The organism is Streptococcus sp. SM3 (assembly GCF_027497875.1).
The window spans coordinates 1-19,172 of record NZ_JAJNSA010000042.1 but is presented as its reverse complement, the minus strand read 5'-3'; the positions used below and the strand labels follow the sequence as shown (position 1 = coordinate 19,172).

Sequence of the window (19,172 nt, the reverse complement as noted above, 5' to 3'; positions counted from 1 at the left end):
AAAAATAACACTAATAGCTGCTAAGACCAAATAGATAACATAGGCCAATAAGTAACCTGATACATCCACTTTAAAATAGATTGGTAGTAAAATCATTCCAAGCAACATAATCAACAGAGGGAGAATGAGCATACTGAAAGTATATTCTGTTGCTGTCACACCACTTAGGATGAGTGATTTAAGATTGCGCTTTTCCTTATCTTCTGCCATCATAATCGATACCATATAACCACTTCCCATGCTCAAGACCATCGTCAAACTCATAGAAAGGAAATACGTACTCAATTCTCCACTCTTGTTTAAGAACTCATTATATAGAACAGCCAGTCCAAAAGGCAACAATAGAGTCGCCAACAAAGTTGAATTGCTGATAAGAACTTGTAATCTTAACCATAGTAGGGCATTTAATTTTCTAAACATCTAACTTTTCTCCTGTCAATCTGATAAAGATTTCTTCTAGTGTCGGCTCACAAGAGTGAACCACCATCAAATCTGTCGTGTCTAAATGTGGTAATTCATCAAATGGAACTATCTGTTCTCGTCCGTCGTTATAAACCACACGTACTTTCTTATCCACATGGTACTTCTGGATGATATCTTGCGGACTTCCATACTCTATTAGGTTACCCTTATTCAAAAGAGATAAGCGATCACAAAGCAGAGTTGCTTCATTCATATCATGCGTGGTCAGAAAGATAGTTGTCCCCGCCTGCTTTAATTCTTGAAGTAGGGTATGAATCATCTTAGATGTTGTAGGGTCTAAGCCACTGGTTGGCTCATCTAGAAAGAGAATCTTAGGAGCATTAAGAAGGGCACGGGCCAAGAACATTCGTTGTTTCATTCCAGTAGATAACTTTTCTGCGATAATATCTTTAGCATCTGCCAATCCAACCTGTTGAAGCACCTGAACTACTCTATCTGACTTGAGACCATATAGCTTAGCATAGATGAGAAGATTTTTGTAAAGACTCATCTTTTCATAAAAACCACTGCCATCACTAACTATACCAATTTGTTCCAAATCCTTTGAGGTTAAATCTTGAGAATTCTTGCCTAACAAAACTGTTTTACCTTGATCTGCAGCCAACTGACCTGTTAAGACATTGATCATGGTTGTTTTACCTGAGCCAGAAGGTCCAAGAAAACCAAAGATTTCACCTTCCTTAATCTCAAAAGAAATCTGATGAAGAGCTTTTTTGCTCCCAAAACTTTTGCTTACATTTTCAACACGAATCATAGAAACTCCTTTATTTGAAATAACGTTTTACCATAGGTAACTGCATCACATTGATATAAATATGGATAGCTCCTACAAGCAAGAAGGCTAGTAACTGAATCTCTCCTGTCAGTAAGGAAAAGAGATCAATCAAAATATACAAACCTGGCAAGACATACTGGTTTAATTGGAATAAAATTCGAAAACTCTGTTCCAAATTAGCCTGGCGCTCCCCTTCATCGTAAGAATTGATAAAGTCCATGACATCCTTTGGTGTAGAGAAAAATGCCAAATCAAACTGACGAACAATCGCAATGGTCTTAAAAAGATATTTTTGAACACTGAAAATCAGCACTAATCCCAAAAAAGAAAGAGATAAGGTTAGATGGCTTCTATTTAGTACAAATGCTTCACTACCTGAGATGAAAAGAGCCAATAAAATCGCTACACTTGCAATATTAAAAGCAATGGTTCCAAACTCGAGATTCCGATGCATTTGCACATAATAGGTTTCATTCAGATCATCATCCATTTCTTCTTGATACAAGGAATGAAATTTTCTGCTTTTCTTTAAGAAATTGAATGCCAAAAGAATGCTAATGAAACCTAACACTAAACAAATAGCTGATATCCATGGTATCAAGACTTTTACATCTAACATAATTCCGTGGGATTCAGTAAGTGCCTTAAACGTCCCTACAAACATGCCCAAAAAAAATCCCAAGACAATAGACATTAAAAATAATAACAATCCACGTTTCTTTTTCATATTCATTCTCCTTTTTCACTTGCTAGATTGTTTGCTTTGCTTTCTTTTCAATCCAGTCAACGACTGGGATAAGAGCAAAGTAGGCCCAAATAAATTGGTCGCTGTAATAGAGATCAAACCATCCTAGATTTGTTCCAATTAGTAAACACAGGCTGACTAATAAAGCTATGGCAACTACATAATAAATCACTTTATACTTGTTCATCATCTCTCTCCTTTTTCTCCTTTTTCTCCAACCGATTGAAAATGGACAAGAGGACTAAGTTAATCCAAAACAAATACTTACTCTCAACAAAATAGAACCACCCCAGTAATGTTCCAATCATAGCCAAGGCATTCACAATAAGGGCAAGAACACTCATATAATAAACCACTCTATACATGTTCATCACTCGTCCTCCTCCAAGCGAAATACCGATTCGACTGTTTCGTTGAAAATCTGAGATATTTTCAAGGCAATCACAACGGATGGGGTGTATTCGTCCCGTTCTAATAGGCTAATGGTCTGTCTGGAAACCTCTGCTAGCTTGGCTAGTTCGGTTTGATTGAGGCCATCGCGAGCCCGCAGCTCTTTTAAACGATTTTTAAGTTGCATGTCACACACCTACTCTCCGTCAAATTCAACGGTTTGGATATCCTCAATACGTTGTAGTTTGAATTTTTCTTTTCCCGTATTATCTACACGTCGTAGCTTTACCCATTCCTCATCAACATCCACAACTTCCCAATTATTTGTTCCAAATAATTCTCCAACGATTGTTGGTTTTTCCCCAATCAATTCTTGTAATAATCTTGACATTTCTATATTTCCTTTCTCTTTTCTTTCGATTACCTTTAACCTCTTCTCTAACCGCTTGATTTTTTTAGATTGACTCGTATAAATCAAGACGAGAAAAGGGAAAAAAATCCATACCCACATGTGACTCCCTCCTATTTCTTTATTTCTTAACTTGAATTTATTGTAACACATCTTTTTCTTTTTGACAAGTATATTTGTCAAAAAGTTTATGATTTTTGTCATTTTGCAAAAGAAAAAGGTCAGAGTAGTTTTCTGACCAGTTTGTCTATCATTAAAAGCCTAATTTTTCAAAGATTTCTGAGAAGTTTTGGCTGATTGTCTCAAGTGACACTTGCACTTCTTCTCGGGTTTGGTTGTTCTTGACCGTCACTTGTCCGCTTTCGACTTCGCTCTCTCCTAGAGTGATGAGAGTCTTAGCCGCAAAGACATCGGCTGACTTGAATTGAGCTTTGAGTTTACGGTTGAGGTAATCACGCTCTGCTTTGAAACCTTGTTGGCGAAGGGCTTGCACCAACTCCAAGGCCTTGACATTTGCTCCTTCTCCCAAGACTGCGATATAGACATCTAGGGCGTTTTCGATAGGAAGAGACACACCTTGCTTTTCAAGAATGAGAAGCAGACGCTCTACACCAAGTCCAAAACCAAATCCAGCAGTTTCAGGGCCACCAAAGTAAGCAACCAAACCATCGTAGCGACCACCCGCACAGACTGTCAGGTCATTACCCTCAATCTCAGTGATAAACTCGAAAATGGTGTGGTTGTAGTAGTCCAGACCACGCACCATATTGGTATCGATGATATAGTCTACTCCAAGATTTTCCAACATCTGACGCACAGCATCAAAATGAGCTTGACTTTCTTCATCAAGGAAGTCCAAGATAGAAGGCGCATTCTCTACTGCTACCTTGTCTTCTTTTTCCTTAGAATCCAAAACACGAAGAGGGTTTTCCTCCAAACGGCGTTGGCTATCCTTAGACAAGGTCTCCTTGAGCGGTGTCAAATAGTCAATTAAGGCTTGACGGTAGACCGCACGGTTCTCAGGATTTCCAAGAGTGTTAAGGTGCAATTTGACACCTTGGATGCCGATTTCTTTCAGGAAGTGAGCTGCCATAGCGATGGTTTCCACATCGGTAGCTGGATTGCTAGAGCCAAAACACTCAACACCAATCTGGTGGAACTGGCGCAAACGCCCTGCCTGTGGACGCTCATAGCGGAACATTGGGCCCATGTAGTAGAATTTACTTGGCTTTTGCACTTCTGGCGCGAAGAGTTTATTTTCCACATAGGAACGGACAACGGGCGCAGTTCCTTCTGGACGGAGGGTAATATGGCGATCACCCTTGTCATAGAAGTCATACATTTCCTTGGTTACGATATCCGTTGTATCTCCGACAGAGCGACTAATGACCTCGTAATGCTCAAAAATAGGCGTGCGCACTTCTGCATAGTTGTAGCGCTTGAAAATCTCACGGGCAAAGCCCTCAACGTACTGCCATTTGGCAGACTCAGCAGGCAAGATATCCTGCGTTCCTTTTGGTTTTTGTAATTTCATAGGGAATCCTCTTTAAACTTAATAGTCTTATTTTACCATAAATAGAGGGATTAAAACAGTGAGAGAAGAAAATCTCAAGAGAGTCTTTTCAGAAAATTCATCAAAAACTTGCCAAATTGTCAGAATTATGAGAAAATAGAGGATATTTATCACGTGGAGGGACTGTTATGAGAGAGGATATCAAAATCAATGACCGTGCTTTGGCCTTGCAAGACCAAATTATCGAAAAACTAGAGAAGGTTTTTGATACAGATGTGGAATTGGATGTTTACAATCTAGGGTTGATTTATGAAATCAATCTAGACGAAACAGGCCTCTGTAAGATTGTCATGACCTTCACCGATACTGCCTGCGATTGTGCCGAAAGTCTGCCTATCGAAATCGTTGCAGGTCTGAAACAAATCGAGGGGATCGAAGATGTCAAGGTTGAAGTCACCTGGTCACCTGCTTGGAAAATCACACGAATCAGTCGCTACGGTCGTATTGCCCTTGGACTGCCACCTCGTTAAGCAGGAAAATTACTTTTGAAGATGAAAAGAAGCAAGCCGAGATTGGCTTGCTTTTTAAGTTTATTTTTTACCTGACTTGTCCATATTCCAGAAGTCTGTCACGGCTCCGCGTGAAGCAGATGATACGATGTGGGCGTATTTACCGAGGACACCACGGCTGTATAGTGGTGGCAAGGTTGTTTCTGCCTTGCGTTTTTCAAGTTCTTCTTCGGATACGGCCATAGAAATTTCTTTGGTATCTTGGTCAACCGTAACGATATCGCCTGTACGAAGGTAGGCAATTGGTCCACCATCCTGAGCTTCAGGAGCGATATGTCCAACAACCAGACCATAAGTACCACCAGAGAAGCGTCCGTCTGTCAAGAGGGCAACCTTGTCTCCTTGACCTTTACCAACGATCATGGATGAAAGTGACAGCATCTCAGGCATACCAGGACCACCCTTAGGTCCAACGAAACGAACAACGACAACATCGCCATCAACGATTTCATCTGTCAGAACAGCCTGGATAGCATCTTCTTCTGAGTCAAAGACCTTAGCTGGTCCAACGTGACGACGCACTTTAACACCTGATACTTTAGCAACCGCGCCATCAGGGGCAAGGTTCCCGTTCAAGATGATAAGCGGACCATCTGCACGTTTTGGATTTTCAAGTGGCATGATAACTTTTTGACCTGGTGTAAGGTCTGCAAAGTCAGCCAAGTTTTCAGCGACAGTCTTACCAGTACATGTGATGCGATCTCCATGAAGGAAACCATTTGCCAAGAGATATTTCATAACCGCAGGCACACCACCGACTTCGTAGAGGTCTTGGAAGACATACTGACCAGAAGGTTTCAAGTCAGCCAAGTGTGGCACACGTTCTTGAATCGTATTGAAGTCCTCAAGTGACAAGTCAACATTGGCAGCATGGGCAATGGCAAGCAAATGAAGAGTGGCATTTGTAGAACCACCGAGAGCCATAGTTACAGTGATAGCATCTTCAAAGGCTTCACGAGTCAAGATATCTGATGGCTTGAGACCGAGCTCCAACATCTTAACAACAGCACGTCCTGCTGCTTCGATATCTTCTTTCTTATCAGCTGATTCAGCTGGGTGAGATGAAGAGCCTGGCAAACTCATACCAAGAACTTCGATAGCGGTCGCCATGGTATTAGCAGTGTACATACCACCACAGCCACCAGGTCCAGGGCAGGCATTACATTCGAGACGCTTCACGTCCTCAGCTGTCATATCACCGTGGTTCCATTTTCCGATACCCTCAAAAACAGAAACCAAGTCGATGTCTTTGCCATCAAGATTTCCCGGTGCAATGGTTCCACCATAGGCAAAAATAGCTGGAATATCCATATTAGCAATGGCAATCATAGATCCAGGCATGTTCTTGTCACAGCCACCGATAGCGACGAAGGCATCCACGTTATGACCACCCATAGCTGCCTCGATTGAGTCCGCAATGATGTCACGAGATGTCAAAGAGAAGCGCATACCAGGCGTTCCCATGGCAATCCCGTCTGCTACGGTAATAGTCCCAAACTGCACAGGCCAAGCACCTGCCGATTTGACACCTTCTTTAGCTAATTTCCCAAAATCATGCAAGTGGATGTTACATGGTGTATTTTCCGCCCAAGTCGAAATTACCCCAACAATCGGTGTTTCAAAGTCCTTATCTGTCATACCAGTCGCACGAAGCATGGCACGGTTTGGTGATTTTACCATGCTGTCATAAATGCTACTGCGGTGACGTTTATCTAATTCAGTCATTTGTTCCCTCCCATTTCAGTTTTTACTATTATAGCACATTTTAAAAGCAATGAACAGAAGAAAATTCTTGAATTTTCAGAAAATTCTATACAGAAATATTTTCTTTAAAAATGTTACATTTATTTCTTGACTTTATAAATTAAAGTGATATCATTTAGATATCAAATAATAGGAGGCCATTCTTATGACTGAAAAACTAATCAATTCAAAACCAAATGGTGTATTCGCATTGATTCTCATTGAATTGGCGCTCGTACTCGGTATCTTTATATTTATAATGGGTGTTGGTTCGGAAAACATTTTTGGAATTATTATCGGACTTTTATTAAGCTTAATTGCAGGCCTAGCTCATGCTGGTTTAAAAGTTGTCAAACCTCAGGAAGCTCTGGTTTTGACCCTTTTTGGTAACTATACAGGTACCATCAAAGAACCTGGTTTTTACTTTGTTAATCCCTTCAGCGTAGCAGTCAACCCTGCAAATCACACTAGACTGGGACAAAGTGGTGATGTTAGCACAAAATCTCCTTTGTCAGGAATGAAATCATCAAATGGCAATGATGTAAACATTGAAATTGGCAAAAAACAGATTTCCCTCAAGGTTATGACCTTGAGCAATTCTCGCCAAAAAATCAATGATTGTCTAGGAAATCCCGTAGAAATCGGGATCGCGGTAACTTGGAGAGTTGTTGATACAGCCAAAGCAGTCTTCAATGTGGACAACTACAAAGAATATCTTTCATTGCAATGTGATAGCGCCCTCCGAAATATTGTCCGCATCTATCCTTACGATGTCTCTCCTAATGTGGATACTACAGGTGACGGGCAAGCAGATGAAGGTAGTCTCCGTGGTTCTAGTGAGATTGTAGCTAACCGTATTCGTGAGGAAATCCAAAGTCGTGTTGAGGATGCTGGCTTGGAAATCCTTGAAGCACGTATTACTTACCTAGCTTACGCTCCAGAAATTGCTGCTGTCATGCTTCAACGCCAACAAGCATCTGCCATTATTGATGCCCGTAAGATGATTGTGGATGGTGCTGTAGGAATGGTTGAAATGGCACTAGAACGACTCAATGAAGGGGAATTGGTCGAGCTTGACGAAGAACGAAAAGCTGCCATGGTTTCAAATCTCCTAGTCGTTCTCTGTGGCAATCATGATGCACAACCAATTGTCAACACAGGAAGTCTTTACTAAAGATGGCTGAAGCTAAAAAAAAGCAGATCCCCCTTAGACTCTCAACAAAGTTATACGCTGCACTCGCATCATGGGCAGAAGACGACTTTCGTTCAGTCAATGGGCAAATCGAGTATCTCCTCACAGAATGTGTCAAGCAACGGAAAAAAGACGGAAAATACGTATCAGAAACCATTGACGAACCATTTGAGATTGATATTTAACACTTTCTCCTGTCTTCTAGGTCTGACAGGAGAATTTTTTCATCTTTTTTTGTCAAGTAACTTTACTTTACAAAAAAAATGTGTTATCCTAGTATGGTTGATGAAAATCAGTAGATTGAATCGAATATAAATACCTAAAGGAGAAATCAAAATGGCAGTACCTGCACGTCGCACTTCAAAAGCGAAGAAAAACAAACGTCGTACACACTACAAAGTAACAGCTCCATCTGTAAACTTTGACGAAACTACTGGAGATTACTCACGTTCTCACCGTGTATCACTTAAAGGATACTACAAAGGACGTAAAATCGCTAAAGCTGCATCAGCTGAATAATAGAAGGGAGATACCATGCGCGTAAATATTACACTTGAACACAAAGAATCTGGTGAACGCTTGTACCTTACTTCTAAAAACAAACGTAACACTCCAGACCGTCTTCAATTGAAGAAATACTCACCAAAACTTCGCAAGCACGTTGTGTTTACAGAAGTTAAATAATAGGTCATTACGTTTCAGTAGAAACGAAAAAACCTTGATTTAATGCGATTCTTGATTTTTCAAATTTCAATGTATTGCAATAAAAATCAACCGAATGACTACATTTTTGACTACATTTTTTGTGAAATAAATTAGATGTTCGGATATATAGAAAACGCTCTAGTCATATTGTCTAGAGCGTTTTTGTGTTGTTTAAGAAAATTAGATGTTGGTTTAGATAACTACACATTTCAGATTTTTAAAACAAGATTTAATTGTTGGTAACTAGAAAGGATCATTATGTTTACAAAAAATAAATTTCAATACTGTATTTACAATCATGAGAGACTAGAACTTCATGAGCTACAAAAGGAATATCAAAAGGATAAAACTGGGACAAAACTTAAGTATGAAAAACAATTATTTTGTCCTGGTTGTTACGAAGTGGATTTAGTGATAAACGAGAAAAAAGGGAAAATCTATTTATCGAGCCATCCTAAATTACCTCATGGTGACGGATGTGAATATACTTTGGAATCTGCTTCGAAAATGGAACTGAAAGAATATTATAAGAAAATTGATGCAGACTTAGCTGAACAACTCCTAAATCATATTCTGGAAGAAAAGACCACTAGAGTAGTCCAACCAAGGAGCGTCAATTCTCTGCAAAATAATAATGAGGTGCCTTATATAAAATTTGTTTTAGAAAATAAAATCGGTATCAGAAAATATTTACCTCGTAGATCCCTCCTCCTAAATGAATTAGAAGTATCTGACCATCTGACTATTTATTATGGAGAATGCAAGGTGTTTATAGGAAAGACTGATAAAAAGTACTATCTACGAATGTTTCGAAACAATGATCATGCAAAGTACATCTGCAATTTAGTCATTCCTGAAAGAGTGTATAGATATTTGGAAGATGAATTAAGATTTATCCCACAATCAGAAGATTTAAGTTTTAAACATTCAAGAGCCAATGCAGTTCCTGTAAAGTTAGCCTTTGTTTCTACCATGAAGAAAAAACAAGAATATTATAATGGATACTTAGGCTTTTCAAAATTACTTAAGGTGAAGCGTATTTAAATCATTTGTCGTATAAAGATTTAAAGTTTGAGAAATCCCAAAATTCTATCGTAGTACCAAGTTTGTTGCGAGAAAAAGAAAAATTATGTAAAATTAAAATATAAGAATAACAAGGAGAAGAAATTATGGTATATCTTCACAGATTTTTAGGAGAATGGTTAGACAAAAACCACTCTTCAGATAAAGCCTCGATTATCCGAAAAGCATTAACTATTGGTAGCGGAATTGACGAATACTTAAAACAATTAGAAGCGCGCAGACGATTCACGCTAGCAGTAGAAAAGGGAAGATATTTTTATATGGTTCCCAAAGAAGTGTCTATTGGAGAGACCAGAGCAGATAGGTATTATCGTCTAGAAATGAAAGACTACGAGTGTGTGGCCTATAATACTGTCTTTTATGGTAATGGTACTTCTATTGTTGTTAAGGCACTATTTGAAAGTAGAGGAGAGATAGTACGTATCTACGAGTATGAAACATTAGAAATGCTTATAGAGGATTTAAGAGAGGAAGTATCTATCACATTCAGTTGTATCTATAAGCCTTGCTATGTACTAGCAAGTGACTTTGAAGAGTTTAAACCAAGACTTGATTTAGGCAAACTCTATTGTCACTATGCTCATGCGCCTAGCTATCGCAAACCAATTGCTGAAGTAGAAATTTAAAACTCTCATAATCAATTAGAATAGATATTTTTCTCAAGTTTTAAAGAGGAGTATTGCCATGGGACTTTCGTATGCACCAGATTATGTATGGACAGATCATTTTGTTGAAAGAGCTAATGAACGATTTGGAATTAAAGAAGAGCAACTTCCTAAATGGATTTCTAAGCAGATAAATAGCTTGACACCATATGATTCAAGCGAGGGACAAATTCCAGAAAAGCGAAAGTATATAACTGATAGTGGAATTATTTTTGTTTGTGATACGATTGAGCATAAATTCATCACTTGTTATGAAGCGAATGATTGGATTTCTGATGGTAAAAATATAACTATACATGATAATAATGTGGACTTGTTTAAGCAAGAAGTTGAAAAATTATCAAGGAAATACTACTTAAAAGATACGAAAGAAATGTTACTGAGTGTAAAAGATCATTTGACTGAATTTAATCAAATTGCTGAAAAATTAATGACAGGAAGAGTTAGTCAACAAAATTTTGAGCTCATTAGTAAATTTATTGATGAATTTCATGCAGTAAGAGCTGCTGTTAGAGTGATTGAAACCAAAAGGAATGATTTTAAACAATAGTTTTAGTGATACATTTCAATTTTAAGTTTTAATAGCAACAAAAAAGCACTGTCGGAGGAAGTTGACAGTGCTTTTTCTATTTTATTAGCAAAGATAGCAGGGGAAGTTATTAAAAAACTATCTAATAGCTTAAATATAAAGGAAGTTAAAATGAAATACTAACAGAAAGGAAGTAAAGCTTTTAAATGGAATTTGAAAAACTAACCCAAACTGAAAAGGTATTTATTTCGTACTGATATCTCATCAGTACTATTATAGTATATCAGATATACTGCTAAAAAAGCAAGAAGTTGGACAGTAAGCAGTATTATTTTAAAAAGATTATTTAGGGGTGTTCTTATTAAATCATGATTCTGATATTCTGATTTTTGAAGTAGTGATAAAAAAGTTGTATTTTGTTTAGTGAATCATTCAAATCATGAATTACAACTTTCTATTTTATCTCTATGGTCTTTTATATAATCACCTATATAGTATTCCATACGCAGTGTTCTTTTAACTATCATTGACTCTAATCTCTCCAATATTGATAATAGTTCTTTTAAAGACAAATCTTTATCTTGAAAATGTTTACTTTCCTGATATGACTTTAATTCTTCATCACATAGAGGATTACCTGTCATAATATTAATAGGCATACCATCTTCTACAAAATCAGTAAGCATAAAATATCTAATATACTCATCAAATGAATCAAAATGTTCTAACCAATTTCGAATATTTTGGGTGTTATTGTGATAAAGATTATATAAAATATCGTTTTGATGCTTTTCTTTTTTATAGTCTCCATCAAGAGCATGCTTTATTTCTAATAGTGTTAAATCCACTCTATCTTCGATATAACTAGCAATACCACGTCTAATATTATAACTGCAATTTCGTCTACCTTCTTTAGGAATAGGCCATACAAATACTCCCCCTAAAGTTCTAGTATTCTCTACATAATTAATGAGTTTTTTTATTACTCTTTCTCGATCTTCTGACTGACTTTCTTTTGATAAATAATTAATTTTAGCGAGAGGATACTTTTCAGGTTTGCTATATATTCCTTCTGCAGCGCTAAAACCAAACTGATCAGAAGTCAATCTAAACTGGGTTTCTTCATTTTCAATTACAAAAATTTTATAGTCGTCTCCACTTTCATGCTGCATGCCATTTTTATTAGATAATTTAGCTAATTGTGGTGGTATATAAAGAAAACCTTTCCCAAACTCTTGCTCTCTTTTTTGAAGAAATTCTGTCAATAAATTATAAAAAGATGTTCTTATGAATTTAACACTATCTGGATCAACATATATTGCTTTTGAAACTAATCCATTGAGTGTTCTGTTATAATCTTCAGAAAATCCTTCCCTTTGAAATCTTATCATGTAATCCCCCTAATTCTAAAAAATTGACAATAATTAGTATAAATAGTCAAACTGTTCTAGTGCCAGATGAAAAATTCATAAACAATATTATTTCCAGGATAGTATTATACTTAAAAATTCGAATAATCTCGAAGCATAGCAGATTCAGAACAGTTCTGCACGTAATCTTTATATAATTTCTTTTTTACTTTAGATGTAATTTGGAATTCAACAAAATCTGATATTTTCTGTGAATCATTTGTATATTTACTAATATAATAATCAATTTTGCGTAAATCTGTAGCAATAATTTGCCCTTTAAATAATCTATTAAAATTTGTTGTTTCCAACATGTTTTGAATAAGTGTTTTTTCATCATCTTCTTCCCCCACATCAGGTACTGCTATTGCTGTATTCCCTTGAAAAGTAAACTTAATATGATCTAAGTGATTAAATTTGAATGGATGTGAAATAGGTAATTCTATTTTTTCTTTTTTCTCTTTATTGCATTCAACACATGATGGAACCAGGTTTTTGCTATAAATTGAAAGCAATGGATATTGCCCTTTAGGTAAAAAATGATCTAATTCTACTACTGTCATTTTTTCTCCGCAATAAGGACATAGTTTTCCTTCCATAATTTGTCTGTATTTACTTAAAAATTCTTCATCATCCAAATATTTTCTTTTGACACCTACTTTAGATAAAATCCCCTCATTTTCATAAAAGTATTTTCCTAAATCTTTGAGCGCTGATGAATCTGATTCTAAATAATCTATAATTTGGTTGTAATTTGTAAGTGAACTTATTTTATCAAAATAGAACTCATCATAATTATCTATACTAAGAAAATTTCCAATCTTAGTCACCGCCTGATTATCTTTTGCGATATTAAATAATATTTTATAAAACTTGGTACTGTTAATAAGCTTAACAAATTCTTCAAAATCAGAAAAGCTTTCATCTGTACTGATATTTTCTATGAATCGTTTTCTATCCTTATTTGTTATACTTACTTCTGCAATATTTATATCTGAGTTTTGTTCTATATCCTGAGAATAAAATTGATCTTGGAATGTTACAAGAAATAGAAAAACATCTTTCCAGACTTGATCAATTATGTTATCTATAGGAGTTATGTCAACCTCTCCACTATAAACCATTATCCAACTCCTTAATCTTTTCATAGTATTTTTTAAAGACTCTAAATTTTTCAGAAGATTGAGGAAGTTTTTTTAATTCATTAACAGCTTCATGATGTTTATCCCGACTTTTTGAATTAAATTTTTTTTGGATATCTTGAAAAATAGTAGAAATGATTTCACTATCTCTCAAAGTCACTCCAAATACTTGTTCTAAAACAGTATCAATATCAACACCGAGTGTACCTGTATCTATATTACTATTTCTTATTACATTCTTTTCTTTTTTTAACACCACTAAATCTTCTTTATTTAAATTAGAAACTAATAGTGGTGAGTGTGTAGCAATTATAAAGTGAGAGTCATACTTATTAAATAATTGCTTAAGTTTGCTAATATAGTTTATACACCAATTTGGATGAAGATGGAGTTCTGGCTCGTCAATTAATATTATTGAATTATTCTCAATTTGATTAATGATATTAAAAAGTCTTAATAATAAACTAATCTCTCCTGTACTTAACTCAATCAATGGAAAGTTCTCATTATCAATATACAAATTGTTGAAAAAATAACTTTTAAGATTCTCGTTAAAAAAAATAATAATTTTTTTAAAAATTTCTAATTTTTTTTTAGATTCAACAAATCTACTTAATGATATAAAAGTATAACCATTTTTAGAATAAGAAACTAATCCAGCTTTTTCAAATAAATATAAACTATACTGTTCAATTGCTTTAATTTTTTTTAAAGCTATAATTTTACTATCATCTGCATTCTCAGTAAATAAACTAATTCTGTGATTATCAAAGTTATATATATCTTGAAAACTAGGATAGTTTAATAAATCATCAAATAAATCATTTAATTTTGAAACGAAATTTTCATCTGATAAATATCGTAAATACATATCATCCGGCTTACGTTTTCTATTCCTGTAAGATAAGATTAAATCATTACTATTTATTCCTATATAATCGAAGAGATCTGTTATTTCCTTATATTTTCTATGGTTATTGATGCTTGCAATAACCATCGTGTTTATAAATTCTCTTATAAGAGTATCATTTACTCTTTCTTTACCATATCTTCGCCAATCAAGATATGTTTTATCCATTTTATCAATTCGTGAGAATGAATCTACAATGACATTATGATCGCTATCATGTTTATAAAATGTATCAACTTTGTATGTTTTATTCTCAATAGTATAGATAATTTTCATTTTAGTATCTCTATTAAGAAATTTCCCACTAAAAATTTTGTAAATGTAACCAAGTAGAGTAGTCTTATGAACTCCATTTTCTCCTATTAGGAGGGTAAAAGTAGAACCCTTGCCGTTTTCTCCACTACTGTTTAAGTATAATTCTATCTTCTCTTGATTACTTTCTAAATTTAAATAGTCTATGTGCATTACTGCATCAGCTCCTAACTATAGTCCAATTTGTCTAATAGGGTTTCCTTATTTAAGACTTGTAGATATTATTTTCCGCTGAGATAATCAATTCAAATAGTATATAATATATACTATTTGAATTATGAATTTATGGACATCAATATCTCAGCTTCACTTCTTGCATCCAATTTGGAAGAACTTTATTCAATTCCATGTTGAGTTTAAGTTTGCTTCCGGCAAATTGATTTGTTGCTTTAGTTGCATCGAGTGTTTTTACGATGTCTTCACGGAAGGGAACTTCATCTGGTTTTTTCAAGTCATAAGCCTTTAAAGATTTGGTGAGTAGCTGACTGTCTAGTCCCCACTCAGATGCAAATTCTTCGACAAGATTCTTTTGTTTGTTTTCCTGCCATACATTGAAAGCTGTGTCAAAGTGTGTATCTGCAGATAAATGTCCTGGAACCAATTCCTCATTAATAAAGGTTTTAAGAGACTCGGCAAGTTCGTTCTCTCCTAAATTACTGAGTTCTTGTATTTGTTCCAATATCAAGATTAGGTTATTATCATTGATAACTAACACTCCATCCTTACTTGATGTCTGTTTATCAATTAGTGTAAATATGCTTTGTGCATCAATAACCTGGGTCCCTTGAATTTTTGTCTTCCCAACTATATTATCAATTATTATACCAGTCGGGGCAGGTTCTTTAGGGAATAGATTCTTATACGCCCCAATATACTGTAACCATGTATGCTCTGTCATCCCAAACGCTTCATCGTCCCAAGAAAACTCATAATATTGTTTCACTTTACCTAACTGTGTTGCTGCTTTGGTGAATGCTTTTTTAAAGAGTACCTTTTTCTCTTCATCATCTTTAATAGAAGCCCAATTTGTAGGATCTTCTAACTCAGCTTTTAAATAGGCGAATTTATCAGCCAATTCAATTACTGCATCAGAATATTTCTTAACCAGAACTCTGCTATTTTTCCCTCCACTTCCATACAAGCGAAGGGCATTATTTACAAGAGATTCTGTGATCCTAGGAAATTGGAAATTAATTATCGTTCCAAATTCCTTAGCAGAACCAAATACACGATTCGTACGAGAATATGCTTGAATCAAACCTTGAAGCTCTAACGCTCTATCAACATAAAGAGTATTTAAGCGTTTAGCATCGTATCCAGTTAGTAATTGGTCTGCGACAATTAAGATATCGATATTTTTAGGATTTCTACCACTCCCACCTCTTTTCGCACGAGCAGTAATATCTTCAAAATAGGCATTCTCACCACGAACTTTATCTCCAATTATGAACTTAATACCAGTAATTCCTGCATAATCTTCAAACATTTCCTCGACAACTTCATTAGCGACATTGTCGGGGTCATTTTCGTTCCCAAAACTAAAAGTCATTGCAATATTGGGATTAGTATCACCTTCCTGGAATCTTTCTGCGATTTGTTTTTTAAATTCGTGGTAATAATGAATTACACGTTCTTTATAAGCAACCGTTAAAATCGCATTGAATTCTCCCTGTTGAGATTGCGATTTCCAGCCGGCAAGGATTTCTTCTACCACTTTTGGAACATGATACTTATCTTGGTAGAATAATAGTCCTTCTTTTGCAGCGTTCTTTTCTACTTCAAACTCAGTCCATTGTTGAACTTGTCGTTCAATCTCTCTTTGTTCTTTGTTTGGATATCTTGCCACCAAAATTTCAATCAGTTGCTCACGGAGATCTTCATAGCTTCTAAACTCACCTGTATTGATGTAGTCAACATGGAAACCTAAGACATTTCCATCTGCAATAGCTTCATCAATTGTATATTGGTGTAAGAGTGGGCCGAACAGTTTTTCGGTGGTATTAATGACTTCACTACGTTCATTAATTTTACCCTTCACCTTATTTTCATCAAACAAAGGAGTTCCTGTAAAACCAAAGAACAAACTATTTTTAAAGAAATAATCTTTAATGGTCCCCATCATATCTCCCATGGTAGTTCGATGGGCTTCATCGATAATAAAGACAATTTTTTTATCTGATAATCGATGGTCCTGTGCTTCAAGCAACTCATTTACCAAAATGTTCAGTTTGAAGGTAGTCGTTACTACAATACCACTCTTAGGAGAAGTGAGTTGTTTTCTCAATTGGTAGGTACTCTTTGTCCCATCAACATCTACGGACTCATAAACGGAATAAGCTTTAAAGGCTTTTGAAGTTTGTTCGTCTAAATCTCGTCTATCTAGCAAGAATACCACTTTATCAAACTCTGTACGGGTTGCTAGAAACTGAGCCGTTTTAAAGCTAGTAATGGTCTTTCCTGAACCTGTTGTATGCCAGACAAAACCACCGTGCGGAATCTTATCTGGATTATCCCAACCAAATGCTGCTTTCTCAACCGCCTGAAGAGCATAGACCTGATAGGGACGCATCAACATATGGCGACGATTTTCTTCATTGTCAGGATCTTCATCAATAATGAGATAGTCTCCCACCATCTGATGAGCCATAGGAACCATCAAGAAATGTTCGATAACATCTCTATAATCTGTTAATACACGTTGACCCAAGTGCTTCCCGTTTTCTTGGCCCTTTTGAGTTACTGACCAATGAAAAACGAAAGCAGGGTTGAAATCCTTGACGGATTTAGGTGTCGCAAAATAGCGAGTTTCAATATCTGTTGTTACGACCATCATCTGTGAGAAGGCCATGAAGTTGTTGGTATATTCTCCATCTGCGTAATAACGTTTGAACTGACCAAAAGCTTCATCTAAGCTCTTGTCACTTCGTTTTTGTTCGATATTAATCAGTGGTAAGCCGTTAATGAGAAGCACAAGGTCAAAACGATTGCTGTTAGGGGTTGATACTTCACGAGCAATCTGGTAACTCGAATCTCCACCACTGACTTGCGCTTTTTTCAAGATGGTCAGTGTAATTTGTTTACGAGTAACTTCTGGATGAGCATCCCGATAAATGCCGTCAATCTTTCCAGTTGAACCTTCGATAGATAGAATTTTTGCAGCTTCATAACTGTTTGAAATCTGATTGACTTTAGATAGGACTTGTTCAAATTCGCTATCTGTCAGTGCGACACCTTCTAGGACATCGGCATTAATACGATTAAGTTCACTTCTCCAGTTATCAATCAAATCCTGAACAGTCACTTTATGAAGATTACCATTCAGTTTATCTGGAGCTTGCCATCTGAACTTGGTTAATTCTTTTACAAATTCATCCTGAAAATATTTTTCGGAGGCATCTTTGTTGGTACGACCCATAGGGTTTCCTTTCTAGAATGATTTCCTATATCCTTAGACAAAGAGTTCATTCAAGTATGCTTTTTTCAAATTTTTTAGTTTATCTAGTTTTTGTTGTTGAAGAGAGATAGATTTGTCTAGTTTTTGGAATAATGAAGCAATTTTGTTCTGCTCAATTGGATTATTAGTTATGGCAACTTCTACATTGGTCAGAATTCCATAGTATCTTTTATATCCTTCATTCTTAGGCTTATATCGTTCCAATAACGCATACAAATAGTAACCAACGATTGTGCTCTTCCCCTTTAATATTCGAACTCCATCAGTACCTACAAAAAATGGTTTTTGTGGTTTATATAAAGATAAAGTATGATCCCCAAAAATGACAACATCTTCAAACTCGTTGCAAGGAAAACCATCAGCAAAACCTATTATTGAATCATAACCTTGTTGAATTACTTCAAACTGTCCACTTGATTTAGGCACTTTCATGAATTTCTTATATGGTACTGTTACAAGGATTTCTCCTAATTTCCTCTGTTTCCATTCCCCTTCAAAACCAGGGAAACGACGTTTTGGTATTCGTTCGCCCTCTGCGGGGAAGAATTCAGCAAGATAAGATTTCTTGAGATTTTTCAATTTGTCTAGTTTATGCTGATGGAGGGTGATGAGAGAGTCTAAAGTCTCAAAAAAAGCACCAATCATTTTTTGCTCAGCAATATTTGGACTTGAAATTAAAATATCGGAAACTATTTGCTTGTTCAATCCTCCACGAGTTCCATCTCCAGATGATATCCGACGGAGCTCGTCATAACGTCTAAATAAATTCTGAAAGACAAATTCATAGTTAAGGGCTTTATCTGGTTCAATTGCAGCAACTGATTGATTTGTTGTTAACGGAATATTATTAACGGCAACCATTCCTCGTGTCTTTCCTTGTCCAGCTAATGCAATAAGAATTGAATGTTTCTTCACCCAACGAGCACTAGAATTCTGAATTCCATCCTTGGAAATCATATTATCAGTCTTATCAAGTCGCCTCCTATTAACTTCTCCTGACGACATCCAGGGAATCTCTTTTGGTTCCCAATAACTAGGTATAGAAGTATTCGGTGTTCCACCTGTTAAAATATTAGCATGATCTCCTAACTTTAATTGTTCCCACTCATTCCCAAACTCAAACTCTTTATAACGTCTCTTTGGT

General features: G+C 35.9%; 20 protein-coding genes and 2 pseudogenes. 8 read left to right on the top strand and 14 right to left on the bottom strand.

All coding sequences use genetic code 11. The features are described from left to right. The 8 genes and pseudogenes from PAN06_RS07725 to hisS form a co-directional block, all read right to left on the bottom strand. Positions 1-420 (bottom strand): annotated as a pseudogene (locus tag PAN06_RS07725) (ABC transporter permease); the annotation flags it as partial. Beyond that, positions 413-1,237, bottom strand: coding sequence for an ABC transporter ATP-binding protein (locus PAN06_RS07720; RefSeq protein WP_225742412.1), 825 nt, complete (start codon positions 1,235-1,237; stop codon positions 413-415). The gene PAN06_RS07720 and the pseudogene PAN06_RS07725, both read right to left, overlap by 8 nt. Before the next feature lie 10 nt (positions 1,238-1,247). Then, complete coding sequence (locus tag PAN06_RS07715; protein ID WP_060806214.1) at positions 1,248-1,985, bottom strand: DUF3169 family protein; 738 nt, start codon at positions 1,983-1,985, stop codon at positions 1,248-1,250. A 2-nt stretch (positions 1,986-1,987) separates the two neighbouring features. Continuing rightward, a pseudogene (locus PAN06_RS07710) lies at positions 1,988-2,190 on the bottom strand (hypothetical protein). Continuing rightward, the gene (locus PAN06_RS07705) at positions 2,177-2,374 is read right to left on the bottom strand and encodes a hypothetical protein (RefSeq protein ID WP_125852385.1); all 198 of its coding nucleotides are present in this window, start codon (positions 2,372-2,374) and stop codon (positions 2,177-2,179) included. The pseudogene PAN06_RS07710 and the gene PAN06_RS07705 overlap by 14 nt, the downstream one beginning before the upstream one ends. After that, on the bottom strand, positions 2,374-2,580 hold the full coding sequence (locus tag PAN06_RS07700; RefSeq protein ID WP_001176233.1) for a helix-turn-helix transcriptional regulator: 207 nt from the start codon (positions 2,578-2,580) through the stop codon (positions 2,374-2,376). Before PAN06_RS07700 ends, PAN06_RS07705 begins: the two co-directional genes overlap by 1 nt. Positions 2,581-2,589: 9 nt before the next feature. Beyond that, positions 2,590-2,904, bottom strand: a complete 315-nt coding sequence (locus PAN06_RS07695; RefSeq protein WP_269795996.1) for a hypothetical protein — start codon at positions 2,902-2,904, stop codon at positions 2,590-2,592. A 151-nt stretch (positions 2,905-3,055) separates the two neighbouring features. Further along, a complete protein-coding gene (hisS, locus tag PAN06_RS07690) occupies positions 3,056-4,336 on the bottom strand; it encodes a histidine--tRNA ligase (RefSeq protein ID WP_269795995.1) in 1,281 nt (426 codons plus the stop codon). A 167-nt stretch (positions 4,337-4,503) separates the two neighbouring features. Between hisS and PAN06_RS07685 the strand changes: the two genes are divergently transcribed. Then, positions 4,504-4,845 (top strand): metal-sulfur cluster assembly factor, encoded by a 342-nt coding sequence (locus PAN06_RS07685; RefSeq protein WP_001206380.1) that lies wholly within the window; start codon positions 4,504-4,506, stop codon positions 4,843-4,845. A gap of 60 nt (positions 4,846-4,905) precedes the next feature. Here the strand turns inward: PAN06_RS07685 and ilvD are convergent, their stop codons facing one another. Then, a complete protein-coding gene (ilvD, locus tag PAN06_RS07680) occupies positions 4,906-6,609 on the bottom strand; it encodes a dihydroxy-acid dehydratase (RefSeq protein WP_000137343.1) in 1,704 nt (567 codons plus the stop codon). A 184-nt stretch (positions 6,610-6,793) separates the two neighbouring features. Between ilvD and PAN06_RS07675 the strand changes: the two genes are divergently transcribed. From PAN06_RS07675 to PAN06_RS07645, 7 genes are all read left to right on the top strand, one after another. Continuing rightward, positions 6,794-7,801, top strand: a complete 1,008-nt coding sequence (locus PAN06_RS07675) for an SPFH domain-containing protein (protein WP_004269911.1) — start codon at positions 6,794-6,796, stop codon at positions 7,799-7,801. A 2-nt stretch (positions 7,802-7,803) separates the two neighbouring features. Next, positions 7,804-8,004 carry a PTS ascorbate transporter subunit IIC gene (locus tag PAN06_RS07670; protein ID WP_000796544.1) on the top strand — a complete coding sequence of 67 codons (201 nt, stop codon included), beginning with the start codon at positions 7,804-7,806 and terminating at the stop codon, positions 8,002-8,004. 151 nt (positions 8,005-8,155) lie between these two features. After that, complete coding sequence (gene rpmF / locus PAN06_RS07665; RefSeq protein WP_000290417.1) at positions 8,156-8,338, top strand: 50S ribosomal protein L32; 183 nt, start codon at positions 8,156-8,158, stop codon at positions 8,336-8,338. A gap of 15 nt (positions 8,339-8,353) precedes the next feature. Further along, positions 8,354-8,503, top strand: coding sequence for a 50S ribosomal protein L33 (gene rpmG / locus PAN06_RS07660; protein WP_001265622.1), 150 nt, complete (start codon positions 8,354-8,356; stop codon positions 8,501-8,503). Positions 8,504-8,782: 279 nt separating this feature from the next. Further along, positions 8,783-9,568 (top strand): hypothetical protein, encoded by a 786-nt coding sequence (locus PAN06_RS07655; protein WP_269795994.1) that lies wholly within the window; start codon positions 8,783-8,785, stop codon positions 9,566-9,568. Positions 9,569-9,693: 125 nt separating this feature from the next. Continuing rightward, positions 9,694-10,233: a hypothetical protein gene (locus tag PAN06_RS07650; RefSeq protein ID WP_269795993.1), complete on the top strand. Its 540-nt coding sequence runs from the start codon at positions 9,694-9,696 to the stop codon at positions 10,231-10,233. Positions 10,234-10,291: 58 nt separating this feature from the next. Next, positions 10,292-10,822, top strand: coding sequence for a hypothetical protein (locus PAN06_RS07645; protein ID WP_269795992.1), 531 nt, complete (start codon positions 10,292-10,294; stop codon positions 10,820-10,822). Between the two features lie 416 nt (positions 10,823-11,238). Here PAN06_RS07645 and PAN06_RS07640 read toward each other — a convergent pair whose 3' ends face one another. From PAN06_RS07640 to PAN06_RS07620, 5 genes are all read right to left on the bottom strand, one after another. Next, positions 11,239-12,192, bottom strand: a complete 954-nt coding sequence (locus PAN06_RS07640) for a hypothetical protein (RefSeq protein WP_269795991.1) — start codon at positions 12,190-12,192, stop codon at positions 11,239-11,241. A gap of 110 nt (positions 12,193-12,302) precedes the next feature. Further along, positions 12,303-13,334 (bottom strand): HNH endonuclease signature motif containing protein, encoded by a 1,032-nt coding sequence (locus PAN06_RS07635; protein WP_269795990.1) that lies wholly within the window; start codon positions 13,332-13,334, stop codon positions 12,303-12,305. Further along, the gene (locus PAN06_RS07630) at positions 13,324-14,727 is read right to left on the bottom strand and encodes an AAA family ATPase (RefSeq protein WP_269795989.1); all 1,404 of its coding nucleotides are present in this window, start codon (positions 14,725-14,727) and stop codon (positions 13,324-13,326) included. Before PAN06_RS07630 ends, PAN06_RS07635 begins: the two co-directional genes overlap by 11 nt. Before the next feature lie 139 nt (positions 14,728-14,866). Further along, positions 14,867-17,989, bottom strand: coding sequence for an HsdR family type I site-specific deoxyribonuclease (locus PAN06_RS07625; protein WP_269795988.1), 3,123 nt, complete (start codon positions 17,987-17,989; stop codon positions 14,867-14,869). Between the two features lie 33 nt (positions 17,990-18,022). Further along, the coding region (locus PAN06_RS07620; RefSeq protein WP_269795987.1) for a restriction endonuclease subunit S at positions 18,023-19,172 on the bottom strand (1,150 nt) is incomplete at its 5' end.

Bases quoted from the DNA above. Each gene is read 5' to 3' on its own strand.
- rpmF (WP_000290417.1), top strand. From the start codon at position 8,156: ATGGCAGTACCTGCACGTCGCACTTCAAAAGCGAAGAAAAACAAACGT.
- PAN06_RS07625 (WP_269795988.1), bottom strand. From the start codon at position 17,989: ATGGGTCGTACCAACAAAGATGCCTCCGAAAAATATTTTCAGGATGAA.
- rpmG (WP_001265622.1), top strand. From the start codon at position 8,354: ATGCGCGTAAATATTACACTTGAACACAAAGAATCTGGTGAACGCTTG.
- hisS (WP_269795995.1), bottom strand. From the start codon at position 4,336: ATGAAATTACAAAAACCAAAAGGAACGCAGGATATCTTGCCTGCTGAG.
- ilvD (WP_000137343.1), bottom strand. From the start codon at position 6,609: ATGACTGAATTAGATAAACGTCACCGCAGTAGCATTTATGACAGCATG.
- PAN06_RS07685 (WP_001206380.1), top strand. From the start codon at position 4,504: ATGAGAGAGGATATCAAAATCAATGACCGTGCTTTGGCCTTGCAAGAC.
- PAN06_RS07715 (WP_060806214.1), bottom strand. From the start codon at position 1,985: ATGAAAAAGAAACGTGGATTGTTATTATTTTTAATGTCTATTGTCTTG.
- PAN06_RS07670 (WP_000796544.1), top strand. From the start codon at position 7,804: ATGGCTGAAGCTAAAAAAAAGCAGATCCCCCTTAGACTCTCAACAAAG.
- PAN06_RS07650 (WP_269795993.1), top strand. From the start codon at position 9,694: ATGGTATATCTTCACAGATTTTTAGGAGAATGGTTAGACAAAAACCAC.
- PAN06_RS07705 (WP_125852385.1), bottom strand. From the start codon at position 2,374: ATGAACATGTATAGAGTGGTTTATTATATGAGTGTTCTTGCCCTTATT.
- PAN06_RS07640 (WP_269795991.1), bottom strand. From the start codon at position 12,192: ATGATAAGATTTCAAAGGGAAGGATTTTCTGAAGATTATAACAGAACA.
- PAN06_RS07700 (WP_001176233.1), bottom strand. From the start codon at position 2,580: ATGCAACTTAAAAATCGTTTAAAAGAGCTGCGGGCTCGCGATGGCCTC.
- PAN06_RS07630 (WP_269795989.1), bottom strand. From the start codon at position 14,727: ATGCACATAGACTATTTAAATTTAGAAAGTAATCAAGAGAAGATAGAA.
- PAN06_RS07635 (WP_269795990.1), bottom strand. From the start codon at position 13,334: ATGGTTTATAGTGGAGAGGTTGACATAACTCCTATAGATAACATAATT.
- PAN06_RS07655 (WP_269795994.1), top strand. From the start codon at position 8,783: ATGTTTACAAAAAATAAATTTCAATACTGTATTTACAATCATGAGAGA.
- PAN06_RS07675 (WP_004269911.1), top strand. From the start codon at position 6,794: ATGACTGAAAAACTAATCAATTCAAAACCAAATGGTGTATTCGCATTG.
- PAN06_RS07645 (WP_269795992.1), top strand. From the start codon at position 10,292: ATGGGACTTTCGTATGCACCAGATTATGTATGGACAGATCATTTTGTT.
- PAN06_RS07720 (WP_225742412.1), bottom strand. From the start codon at position 1,237: ATGATTCGTGTTGAAAATGTAAGCAAAAGTTTTGGGAGCAAAAAAGCT.
- PAN06_RS07695 (WP_269795996.1), bottom strand. From the start codon at position 2,904: ATGTGGGTATGGATTTTTTTCCCTTTTCTCGTCTTGATTTATACGAGT.